Source organism: Velazquezella soli (assembly GCF_977018685.1).
In genome coordinates this window covers 2,093,475-2,105,509 of the sequence record NZ_CDRNXF010000004.1, presented here as the reverse complement: position 1 = coordinate 2,105,509, position 12,035 = coordinate 2,093,475, and the positions used below count along the sequence as shown (strand labels likewise).

Sequence of the window (12,035 nt, the reverse complement as noted above, 5' to 3'; positions counted from 1 at the left end):
CGCCTGATAATCAGGCGTGCTTTTCGAGCCAGTCGGAGATGACGCCTTCCAGCGCTTCGACGAGCTTTTCTTCTTCCAGTTCCTCGACAATCTCCGCCACGAAGGCGTTGACCAGCATGGCCCGTGCCCTGTTTTCCGGAACGCCGCGCGCCATCAGATAGAAGAGATGGTTGCGGTCGATATCGGAGACCGTGGCGCCATGGCCGCAGATCACGTCGTCGGCGAAGATTTCCAGCTCCGGCTTCACCGAGAAATCGGCGTCGTCGGACATCAGAAGCGTATTGCACGCCATCTTCGCATCGGTCTTCTGCGCGTCCGGGGCAACCTTGATCATGCCCTGGAACACACCGCTCGCCTTGTCGAACAGGACGTTGCGGATGATTTCCGTGGAGCTCGTATGCGGAACGTTATGGCCGAGAACCATGGTCACGTCCGTATGGGTATCGCCACCGAGCAGGTTGACGGCACGCAGCGTGAACTCCGATCCCTCGCCCTGAACCTCGACGCGAAGCTCCTGGCGCACCAGCTTGCCGCCGGCGTTGACGATGAACAGTCGCAGCTTGGTATCGGTACCGAGCGATATGCGGATCTGACCGAGATGAGTGTCGTCAGCCCCTTGCGTCTGGAGGATGATCCAGGTGATCTCAGCGCCGTCCTGCAGCGTCAGGTCACTGATCGAGGACACGAGTGCCGCATCATCAGTCACCGCGCAGTGACGCTCGATGATCGTTGCCTTGGACCGCGCTCCGAACACCGCCGGAAACCGCGTATGGACCTGACCGGCACCGTGAACCGCCTGCAGCTCGATCGGCTGCTCGACCGAGACGTCTGCCGGTACGGAGAGCGCGAAGCCGTCCCGCACGAAGCTGCCGTTGATGCGAGCGATCGCGTCGTCCTTGTCGAACGCCGCAAGCCCAGCCACGGCCGAACCATCGGCAAGCTGGTCCCTAAAGACCGAAAGCTCGACGCCATCGATCGTCGCGCGGTTGTCCGCTACGCCCTGAACGATCGACAGGACTTTCGCCCCTTCGACCAACGGCGCGACCGGTTGAACCGATACGCCGCCGACGACACGCTCTGGAACAGAGCGCAGCAGGTTCTTCAGATCCGTGTAGTGCCAGGACTCGATGCGTCGCGTCGGCAGGCCCGATCGCTTCAGATCATCGAGAAGACGATCGCGGGTTCCCGTGACGGCACCGTTACCCGGCAGTTCGCCAACCTGGGCCGCAAAAGCCTCGACGAGCGCCGTTTCGGCGGCCGTCAGCCGGACGGGCTGATTGATTTGCATGTTCATGCCAAATTCCTTCCCGCGTCTCAGGCTGCTCTGCCGATGATGTCCGCGTAGCCATTGGCCTCGAGTTCGAGCGCCAGCGCCTTGTCACCGGTGCGGATGATCTGGCCCTTGTAGAGAACGTGGACCGTATCAGGCACGATGTAGTCGAGCAGGCGCTGGTAGTGGGTGATGACGATCGTCGCACGATCCGGCGACTTCAGCGCGTTCACACCGTCAGCCACGATCTTGAGCGCATCGATATCGAGGCCGGAATCGGTCTCATCGAGCACGCAGAGCAAAGGCTCAAGCAGCGCCATCTGCAGGATTTCTGCACGCTTCTTCTCGCCGCCGGAAAAACCGACATTGAGCGGACGCTTCAGCATGTCCATGTCGATCTTCAGCTCGGCAGCTGCTTCCTTGACGCGTCGGATAAAGTCCGGCGTCGTCAGTTCGGCTTCGCCGCGCGCCTTGCGCTGCTCGTTCATGGCCACCTTGAGAAACTGCATGGTAGCGACGCCCGGGATTTCGACCGGATACTGGAAGGCGAGGAAAATGCCCTTGGAGGCACGCTCCGCCGGATCGAGCTCCAGAATGCTTTCACCGTTCAGAAGAACTTCTCCCTCGGTGACTTCATAATCCGGACGGCCCGACAGGATGTAGGACAGCGTCGACTTGCCGGAACCGTTCGGCCCCATGATGGCAGCAACTTCGCCAGCCTTCACGGTCAGGTTCAGGCCACGGATGATTTCGGTGCCGTCTTCGGCAATGCGGGCATGCAGGTTTTTGATCTCAAGCATAGGTCTATCTTTCCGGATACTCTTTAGTGACGCGCCAGGCGCGCTATTCAAATGACAGGCCGATCAGCCGACGGAGCCTTCGAGCGAAATCCCGATCAGCTTCTGCGCTTCGACCGCAAATTCCATCGGCAGCTGCTGGATGACATCCTTGACGAAGCCGTTGACGATCAGGGCGATCGCTTCTTCTTCGGGAATGCCGCGCTGCATGACGTAGAACTTCTGGTCGTCGGAAATCTTCGAGGTCGTCGCTTCGTGCTCGATCTGGCCCGACGAGTTCTTCACGTCGATATAAGGCACGGTATGCGCACCGCACTTGTCGCCGATCAGAAGCGAATCGCAGTTGGTAAAGTTGCGGGCGTTCTCAGCCTTGCGATGGATCGAAACCTGACCGCGATAGGTGTTCTGCGAAACGCCGGCAGAAATACCCTTCGAGATGATGCGGCTCGACGTGTTCTTGCCGAGGTGGATCATCTTGGTGCCACTGTCGATCTGCTGGTGACCGTTCGAAACGGCGATCGAGTAGAACTCGCCGCGGCTGTCGTCGCCACGCAGGATGCAGGACGGATATTTCCAGGTGATCGCCGAACCGGTCTCGACCTGGGTCCAGGAAATCTTCGAACGGTGGCCGCGGCAATCGCCACGCTTGGTGACGAAGTTGTAAATGCCGCCCTTGCCCTGGGCATCGCCCGGGTACCAGTTCTGAACCGTCGAATACTTGATCTCGGCATCGTCGAGAGCAACGAGCTCAACCACTGCGGCATGCAGCTGGTTCTCGTCGCGCTGCGGCGCCGTGCAGCCTTCGAGATAGGACACGTAAGCGCCTTCCTCGGCAATGATCAGCGTGCGTTCGAACTGGCCGGTGTTCTTCTCGTTGATACGGAAGTAGGTCGACAGCTCCATCGGGCAGCGAACGCCCTTCGGTACGAACACGAACGAACCATCGGTAAACACCGCGGCATTCAGCGTGGCGTAATAGTTGTCGGTGGCCGAAACGACGGTGCCCAGATACTGCTTGATCAGGTCCGGATGCTCGCGGATGGCTTCCGAGATCGACATGAAGATCACGCCGGCCTTCTGAAGTTCCTTCTTGAAGGTCGTGACAACAGACACGGAATCGAACACCGCATCGACGGCAACCCGCGGCTTGTCGACGCCCGCAAGGATTTCCTGCTCGCGCAGCGGAATGCCAAGCTTTTCATAGACGCGCAGCAGCTCGGGATCGACTTCCTCAAGCGACTTCGGACCGGACGTGGTCTTCGGCGCGGCGTAGTAATAGAGATCGTTGAAGTCGATCTTGGGATAATCGACGCGCGCCCAGGTCGGCTCTTCCATCGTCAGCCAGCGCTTGTAGGCGTCGAGACGCCATTCAAGCATCCATTCGGGCTCCTGCTTCTTGGCGGAAATGAAGCGGATGATGTCTTCCGAAAGGCCCTTGGGCGCCTTGTCCACTTCGATGATGGTTTCGAAGCCGTATTTGTACTGATCGATATCGATCCCACGGACCTGATCGATTGTTTCCTGGACAGCTGGCATGTTCATTCTCCAAATCTTGCCGGCTCAAATTCCGGCAATTCTGTCATGTCTCCGGAAGGCTTTGTTCCCCCCGTATGTAGGCGCCAAAAGGCGGTTTTCACACCTTTAGGCAAGTAGAAAGTTCCGCTCTCTCAAATTAGAGCGCTGTTACGCCGCAACGCCTTGGGCCTTGCGACGGGATGCGATTTTGGCAAATGCCGCAACCGCACGCGTAATGTCTTCGTCTGTCGTGTCGGGGCCGAGCGAGATGCGCAGGGCACCCAGCTGTGGATCCCGGCCCATCGCCGTCAGCACATGACTCTCGCCGACCTTGCCCGAAGAGCAGGCCGAACCGGCCGAAAGCGCGATGCCCTCGATATCGAAGGCGATCTGACCCGTTTCCGCCTTCAGCCCAGGCAGGGTGAAGAAGCAGGTATTGCCGACGCGGGAAACATCCGCCCCGTGGATCATCACATCGGCAGCAGCCTTGCGCATCTCGCCTTCGAGCCGATCCCGCAACGCGCCGATACCGGTATTGCGCGCATCGAGGTCTTCGCTCATCGCCGCAGCCGCCGCGCCGAAGCCGACGATCGCGTGAAAATTCTCGGTCCCCGAACGGTGACCCTTCTCCTGCCCGCCGCCGCGTATCAGCGGCTTCGGCATCAACACTTCGCCGCGCGAAATCAGGGCGCCGACACCTTTCGGTCCGCCGATCTTGTGCGACGAGATCACGATGAAGTCGGCATCAAGCCTGACGATGTCGACCGGGATGCGACCGACGGCTTGCACCGCATCCACAACCAGAAGCCCGCGATGCCTGTGGACGATCTCTGCAGCCTCCGCCACCGGCTGGATCACGCCCGTCTCGTTATTGACCAGCATCAGCCCGACCATCGGAAGACCGAGTGAATGGTCATGCGCCGCCAACAGAGTTTCCAGCGCCGAAAGATCCGCGATGCCTGTGGGCGTCACCGGTATATCGATCACCTGGGCAGGATCAAACCTGCCACCTTCCCGGATCGCCGGATGCTCGATCGCCGAAATATAGAGAGCGCCGATCGCGACCGGCGAACGGCCCATCCTGTAGTCAGGCGTCAGAACGTGGTTCGATGCCTCCGTCGCACCGCTGGTAAAGGTAACATGCGCGGGATCTGCGCCGACCAAGGCCGCAACCTGGCGCCGCGCCTTGTCGACGGCCGCGCGCGACAACCGGCCCTCACCATGCACCGACGATGCGTTGCCGGGAAGCTGAAGTGCCTCCAGCATCGCAGCACGCGCCGGCGCACTCAAAGGTGCCGTCGCGTTCCAGTCAAGATAGGTGCGGTTCAACGCCATTGCCTGATCAGATTCCGTCCCTAATTACCGTTGGGTCTCATCTAGGGTTGCCGCAGGCCGCATTTTTCTTGAAATTCCGGCCACGCTTGCCTTAAGAGACATCGCATCGGGCGCTGCCAAGGCGGCCCCAATTTCGAATGGTTCTAAACTGGGTTTTAGAAAAGCTGAGCGGCTTCGTCAAGTCAAACTCGACGGAAGAACCGTGGATAGCAACCCAGTCTGGCATCAGATCACGTTTGACCGACCGGAGTACCGATGCCCGAAGTGATTTTCAACGGCCCTGCAGGCCGCCTGGAGGGCCGTTATCAGCCTTCCAAGGAAAAGAGCGCGCCGATCGCCATCATCCTGCATCCGCATCCGCAGTTCGGCGGCACGATGAACAACCAGATCGTATACCAGCTCTTCTACATGTTCCAGAAGCGCGGTTTCACGACGCTCCGCTTCAACTTCCGTTCGATCGGACGCAGCCAGGGCGAATTCGACCACGGCGCCGGCGAACTGTCCGACGCAGCCTCGGCACTAGACTGGGTGCAGAGCCTGCATCCGGATTCGAAAAGCTGCTGGGTCGGCGGTTATTCCTTCGGCGCCTGGATCGGCATGCAGCTTCTGATGCGCCGCCCGGAAATCGAAGGCTTCATCTCCGTTGCGCCGCAGCCGAACATCTACGACTTCTCGTTCCTGGCGCCCTGCCCCTCCTCCGGCCTGATCATCAACGGCGATGCCGATAGAGTTGCGCCTGAAAAGGACGTCAACGGCCTGGTCGAGAAGCTGAAGACCCAGAAGGGCATCCTCATCACGCACAAGATCATCGAGGGCGCGAACCACTTCTTCAACGGCCAGACCGAGACGCTGATGGGCGAATGCGAGGATTACCTCGATCGCCGCCTCAATGGCGAACTCGTCCCCGAGCCGGCTGCCAAGCGCATCCGATAAGACGACTGTGCATCGAAGAAACAAAAATGGCCGCGTTTGCGGCCATTTTCGTATCTTCAGTTGACCGGTCGCACATGTGCCGCACGCGGACGCCCATCGTCTGACGTCGCTTCATGAACCCGGTTACGGCCGGCCCGCTTCGCGGCATAGAGCGCCACATCCGCCTGCCGGAACATTTCGTCGAGCGCGTCGGGGCTGGTGAGATTGGCGACGCCGAAACTCGCCGTGATCCTTGAGGTGGGTGGCAGACCCGCCACCGACATCGCCATCGTGCCGCCCCTCAGAGCCTGAGCCACCATCAGCGCCACGTCCATCGGCGTGTTGGGAAGGAACACGGAGAACTCTTCGCCGCCCATCCGGCCGACGATTGCTTCTTTTGGCGCGCAGGAGGAAAGCAAGGTCCCAAAACTCTGGATCACCATATCTCCGGCATGATGCCCATAGGTGTCATTGATGGTCTTGAACCTGTCGAGATCGCATAAAACCACCGCATGCGGTCCGTTTGGAAACGTCGCGATTGCGGATCTCACCCGGCGCTCGAAGCCGCGCCGGTTTGCAAGGCCCGACAGAGCGTCGCTTTCCGACACGCTGCGTTCATCCGCCATGATTTCGAGCACCAGCACCGACAGCAGTGTCAGGCCGACCGCGACCATCAGAACAGCCGTCAGGCTCTGGGAGATCAGCGCATAGTCGGTGCGGATATAGTCTGTCGCGACGGACCCGGCACCAACGGCGATCGCAAGTACGGCCTTCGCGATGAAGTGTACCCCTGTGACCGCAAGGAGCGCGCACACGACCTTGTCGATCAGCAGTTGCCGGTTCGAGCGCAACAAAGCCTGCAGAACCACGCCGGCGCTTGCGAGGATAACCAGGGCAAACGGAGTCTGGTAGGAAAATGCGTGAAGCGGCGTGCCGGGCCGCAGATCATAGACGAAGACGTTTCCGAAGGAGCTGACGGCGAACATCAATCCGGCAAGTCGACGGTTGATGCGAACGTCATAGAGACTGCCAATGCCGAAAAGCAGGAAAATCATGCCACCGAGAACGGTTGCAAAAGCTCCGATCGCCCAGGGACGCGGAAAGGGCAGATAGGCGACGGCAATCTCGCAAACAGCGGCCAGTGAAGCGACGCCGAAACCGGCCCCGAACCAAAGCGCGGCAACGCGCGACCGACTGCGGGTGGAAACAACCGCAAACACGATACAGAAACATATCGCGACGACGAAATTCACCCCCAGGAAAAAAACTGCCCCGTTCATCAACCCAACAATGCATTTAGAAAATAAGGAATGCCGCAGTCCTGCCTTCACCTTAGTGGCTTGGCAGAAAACAAAAGATTAATGAACCATGACGGCGAGTCACAGATAAGTGCAAGCGCATTTCGCTGCATTTTTGGAGTGATAAACCACCAAAACAGTGCTAGACGCCGGCTCTCAAGACAAAAAACGCATCCACAGAGAAGTAAGATGTCCAGGTTCAAGTCCGATTTCCTCCACACGCTCGATGAGCGTGGCTTCATTCACCAGATTTCCGACGAATCGGGTCTCGACGAACTGTTCGCCAAGGAAACCGTGACGGCCTATATTGGCTTTGACCCGACGGCACCAAGCCTTCACGCAGGCGGCCTCATCCAGATCATGATGCTGCACTGGATGCAGCAGACCGGCCACCGGCCGATCTCCCTGATGGGCGGCGGCACCGGCATGGTCGGCGATCCATCCTTCAAGGATGACGCGCGCCAGTTGATGACGATCGACACGATCGAAAGCAATATAGCTTCCATCAAGCGCGTCTTTTCCAACTACCTGAGCTACGGCGAAGGTCAGAAGGATGCGCTGATGATCAATAACGGCGACTGGCTGCGCGATCTCAACTACCTCGAATTTCTGCGCGATGTGGGCCGTCACTTCTCGGTCAACCGCATGCTGTCCTTCGACAGCGTCAAGACGCGCCTCGACCGCGAGCAGTCGCTGTCCTTCCTCGAATTCAACTACATGATCCTTCAGGCCTATGATTTCGTGGAGCTCAACCAGCGCTACGGTTGCCGCCTGCAGATGGGCGGCTCGGACCAGTGGGGCAATATTGTCAACGGGATCGACCTTGGTCACCGCATGGGGACACCGCAGCTCTACGCCCTCACCTCGCCGCTTCTGACGACATCGTCGGGTGCGAAGATGGGCAAGTCCATGAACGGCGCGGTCTGGCTCAACCCGGACATGCTGTCGGCCTATGACTTCTGGCAGTACTGGCGCAACACCGAGGACGCAGACGTCTCGCGCTTCCTGAAGCTCTACACCACTCTGCCCATGGACGAGATTGCCCGCCTCTCAGCACTTGCCGGTTCGGAAATCAACGAGGTCAAGAAGATCCTCGCGACGGAAGTCACCGCCATGCTGCACGGCCGCGACAATGCCGAGCAAGCGGCTGAAACCGCCCGCAAGACGTTCGAGGAAGGTGCGCTTGCCGACAACCTGCCGTCGATCGACGTCGCATCGTCGGAACTGGAGGCTGGTCTTGGCCTCTTGGCACTGATCGTCAAGGCAGGCCTTGCAGCCTCCAACGGCGAAGCTCGCCGGCATATCCAGGGTGGTGCCGTGCGCATCAACGATACGGCGGTCTCGGACGAACGCGCCGTCATCGGCACCGGCGACGTCACGGCCGACGGCGTGATCAAGCTGTCTCTCGGCAAGAAGAAGCATATCCTCGTCCGCCCGGCCTGAGTGCCAGCGGTCTGCAGAACAATGAAAAGGCCTCGTTCGCGGGGCCTTTTTTTTATTGGAACTCGAAGATCTGTCGGAACACGCCGGGTGCGATGATCGACAGCGGATTGATCGTCAGTTTCGGCTTGTCGAAGACGCCTTCGAGCTTGAAGGTGATGCCGATCAGTCCACGGTCTCGTCCGTTGCCGAGGATGGCACCGATCAGCGGAAGCTCGCCGAAAAGCCGGTTGATTCCATAGGCCGGCATGAAGGTGCCGGTCATGTCCATGCTGCCGCGGGCGTCGCGCAGCATGCCCTGGAATGTCGCGCCAATCTGCTCGCCACGTACGATGCCGTTGGCAACAGAGAGCGCTCCGTTCCGGTAGACGAGCGAGGCAAAACCGCGCTGGAAGCGCGCGGCGTTGAGATCGATTTCCTTCTTGACCGCCTTGCTGAGGCTTTCCCCATCCCGGCCCACAGGGGTCGACACCAGCGATTGCAAACGCTGCTCGTCTACCAAAGCGAAGCTTCGGATGTCGACATTGCCGGCCCAGTCGGACCCTTGCGATCGCAGCCGCAAATTGAGAAGACCGCCCCGCATGTTGTTGTAGATATTGGCAAACCGCACGACGGCGCCGGCGTCGCCGCTGGTCATCGAGATCGTGTTGCCCTTCGTTATGTCGCTGACAACGGCCTGCCCGCTTTCCGTTACGGCGGAAAGGTCGGCCGAGGCAATGTCGCCATCGCGTATCGCAAACAACAGAGTGACGTTCGACAAGGCCTCGTCGTTGAAGCCGACCATACGATCGAGCTTGGCACGGATCGTCGCGCCACCGCTGCTTTTGGCAGAGGAACCCGACCCACTTGCACTAGGCGTAGCCGAGCGAAGTTTGGTGATGATAGGCCTTATATCGGCAGAGGATCCGCCGATCGACACATCGAAGACACCCTTCGACTGCTTCACCGCAACGCTGAAATTATCGGACGGCGACAGGCGGGCGCTCGAAAACTCCGCCGACGAGAGGCTACCATTGGTGAGGACGATATTGCCCTGCGCGCCAAACCCGTCGCCCACCAGTTCGAAGTTCTTGAGCTCTGTCCGCTGGAGTCCCTCCCCGGCAATCTCGAACTGCGCCTTGGCACCGACGCCGTTGCCCTTCGTCCAGCCGATGCCCGGGATCGAGAGCGCAGAGCGCGTCAGATCGAGGCTGACGCCTTGCCTGGTATCATCGAGCCTGGTCAGTTCCACGCTGATCGTACCCTGGACGATCTCCGAGAGACCGGGCACCAGTTTGTCCCGCTGGCTGTCGCTGAGGACTGCCTTGATGACCTGTTCACGCTTGACAGTCGACGCGCTGTCGATCGGCTGCACGAGGGTGACGTCTGCCGGCACCTCGTCGATCGCAGCCTTCGCACTCAGTCTGGCGGCCTGCGGATCGATATCAAGCGTGCCGTCGATATTGGAAATCTTGCGCCCGGACACCGGCGTCGCCAGCGCCACGTCGCGCAGGTCCGCATGCGCATTCCAGACCGGCTTCGGCGGATTCTGGTCATTGACCAGACCAAACTGCGCCTTCACATCCACCTTGGCAGTGCCGGAAAAATCCGATGGCTTGAACTCTGTGTTTTTTAGACCGTTGATGGGCTTGAAACTCGTGAGTTCCGCGATGGCATCCGCCGGCCCGCTCAGTTTCAGCGCGATATCGGCCATCAGCGGCTTCGCGTAGGTCGATGGGATCGAGAAACGCCCTCCCTCAACCTTGACCGCGCGCCCCGACGGAAAAAACGAACCCGCTTGCGTGATGTCGACCTGCATCGCTTCACCCTTCAGGTCGAAACGGCCGTAGATGTCGCGAAGCGGCGGGATGTCGGCGGGCAGGTTGACGCGCCCGTCGGCAAGGTCGAAACTGATCTGCAGTTCGTTGCGGTTGAGATCGAGCGGAACGCCCGGTCCCTTCATCCGTCCTGCCGGAATGAAGACGGCGATGGAGCCGTTGCTCAGCGTTCCCCCGAACATGTTTCCCATCACCCAGTCGCGTGCCTTGCGGGCCATCCAGAACGGCCAGAGCTGCTTGATTGCAGTCACCTGCATCTGTGGCAACTGACCGCCGAAGCTGATTTCCGGAGACTGCGTGCCGAAGCGCACTTTCAGTGCAGCGGCCATCCGCCCAAGCGGACTGGACATCGCCATCTCGTCGAACTGCAACTCGCGATCGGCCGAGAGATAGCGTCCGACGGCTTTCAGATCGAACTGTGCCGGTTCTTCGGCGTTCGACGCGCCGGCTGCTGTTCCGCCGCTGACGAGGAGATCGAGGCCGAACCCCGGCCGGTGGTCTGCCGGATCGACCCTGTTGAGATCGACGACCGCGCCGGTGAACGGAAGGACAGTCGGGCCAAAACGCGCTTCCGATCTCTGGATTTCGATCGCGTCCTTGGTGAAATCATAGGCAACGTCGATATCCGCGCCGCTGAAGGGCTGCTCGATACTGTCGAAATAGAACCGTCCTGGCGACTGTTTGAGCTTTGCGGTGATGACCGGAACAGTGGTCTCGCGCGAACGGGTTGCAGCAAGTTCAAGATCGACGGCACTGTCCAGCCCTTCGCGCGGCATCCCGGCTGCATCCCGATGCAACAGGAAGGACGTCACGTCCAGCCCCATGAGCTTTGCGGAAAGTCCGGTCGTCACGCCTTCGATAGTCTGGGATCCTGCCACCAGCGTTGCCTGGCGGTCGTTAAGGCTGACGATCCCCCTGATATCGATCTCGCCCTCGATGTTGCGCTGCATATTGAGCTCGTTGACGACGAACATCAGCGGCTTCTGGCCAGGGGCAGACGGCAGCACGATTTCGATGCCGGCAATCCGGACGAAAGCGGTGCCGGTACGCTCGATCAGGCCGCGCACTTCATCAAGGCGCTGGAACGCCTGCTCGAGCAGCTTCGGCATCGCATCGACGCGAACCTGCGACAGCGCCATAGGATCGCCTGCCGGCAACTGCGCCGTCTCCAGCCGAATGCCTTGCGCGGAAATGTTGTTGATGGAAACGCGACCACCGAGAAGCTTCATCGGATCGATCGCCATCCGCAGCGCTTCGGCACGGCTCAGCCGCTGACCGCTCGCTTGCTCGACGATATCCACGTCGCGCGCCTCGATCGCGATCCGCATCACCGAATCAAACCGGATCGCCGTCGAACCGACCGAAGCGACATAACGGGGCCCGATCGCGTTGTTGAGGGCCGACTGGGCCCGCGCCGTCAGCGCGCCGTCGACGACGCCGCTCTCGATGGCGACAATCGCAGTTCCGGCAGCAGCCAGAATCAGCATTGTAAACAGCAAAAAGGTCTTGCCCACGCGGCGCATGCGCGATCGGCGCGGTGGGCAGTGTACGATAATGGGATCTTCCGCCTGTGCAGAGGGAAGTTCGTGCAGCGGAACCATATCCTTGCGGTTGAAGCTGACCTTTTCGCCGCGAATTTCCGCCATCAGGC

8 protein-coding genes are annotated in these 12,035 nt (G+C 60.1%); 2 read left to right on the top strand and 6 right to left on the bottom strand.

Annotation, left to right across the window (positions count from 1 at the left end; genetic code table 11):
- Positions 1-10 precede the first annotated feature (10 nt).
- The 4 genes from sufD to AC0JZ8_RS13630 form a co-directional block, all read right to left on the bottom strand.
- A complete protein-coding gene (gene sufD / locus AC0JZ8_RS13645; RefSeq protein WP_471892722.1) occupies positions 11-1,294 on the bottom strand; it encodes a Fe-S cluster assembly protein SufD in 1,284 nt (427 codons plus the stop codon).
- Between the two features lie 20 nt (positions 1,295-1,314).
- Entirely contained in the window at positions 1,315-2,070 is a 756-nt protein-coding gene (gene sufC, locus AC0JZ8_RS13640) for a Fe-S cluster assembly ATPase SufC (protein WP_113110547.1), read from the bottom strand.
- Positions 2,071-2,133: 63 nt separating this feature from the next.
- Entirely contained in the window at positions 2,134-3,603 is a 1,470-nt protein-coding gene (gene sufB, locus AC0JZ8_RS13635) for a Fe-S cluster assembly protein SufB (protein WP_113110548.1), read from the bottom strand.
- A 147-nt stretch (positions 3,604-3,750) separates the two neighbouring features.
- A complete protein-coding gene (locus AC0JZ8_RS13630) occupies positions 3,751-4,917 on the bottom strand; it encodes a cysteine desulfurase family protein (RefSeq protein ID WP_471892721.1) in 1,167 nt (388 codons plus the stop codon).
- Positions 4,918-5,172: 255 nt separating this feature from the next.
- Between AC0JZ8_RS13630 and AC0JZ8_RS13625 the strand changes: the two genes are divergently transcribed.
- Positions 5,173-5,850: an alpha/beta hydrolase gene (locus AC0JZ8_RS13625; RefSeq protein WP_062456717.1), complete on the top strand. Its 678-nt coding sequence runs from the start codon at positions 5,173-5,175 to the stop codon at positions 5,848-5,850.
- Between the two features lie 56 nt (positions 5,851-5,906).
- On the opposite strand, the gene AC0JZ8_RS13620 is transcribed toward AC0JZ8_RS13625, so the two are convergent.
- On the bottom strand, positions 5,907-7,109 hold the full coding sequence (locus tag AC0JZ8_RS13620; protein WP_062456714.1) for a GGDEF domain-containing protein: 1,203 nt from the start codon (positions 7,107-7,109) through the stop codon (positions 5,907-5,909).
- Positions 7,110-7,316: 207 nt separating this feature from the next.
- Here AC0JZ8_RS13620 and tyrS point away from each other — a divergent pair, with 207 nt between their 5' ends.
- Complete coding sequence (tyrS, locus tag AC0JZ8_RS13615) at positions 7,317-8,570, top strand: tyrosine--tRNA ligase (RefSeq protein ID WP_062456711.1); 1,254 nt, start codon at positions 7,317-7,319, stop codon at positions 8,568-8,570.
- A 52-nt stretch (positions 8,571-8,622) separates the two neighbouring features.
- Here tyrS and AC0JZ8_RS13610 read toward each other — a convergent pair whose 3' ends face one another.
- Positions 8,623-12,030: a YhdP family protein gene (locus AC0JZ8_RS13610; protein WP_471892720.1), complete on the bottom strand. Its 3,408-nt coding sequence runs from the start codon at positions 12,028-12,030 to the stop codon at positions 8,623-8,625.
- Positions 12,031-12,035: the final 5 nt, after the last annotated feature.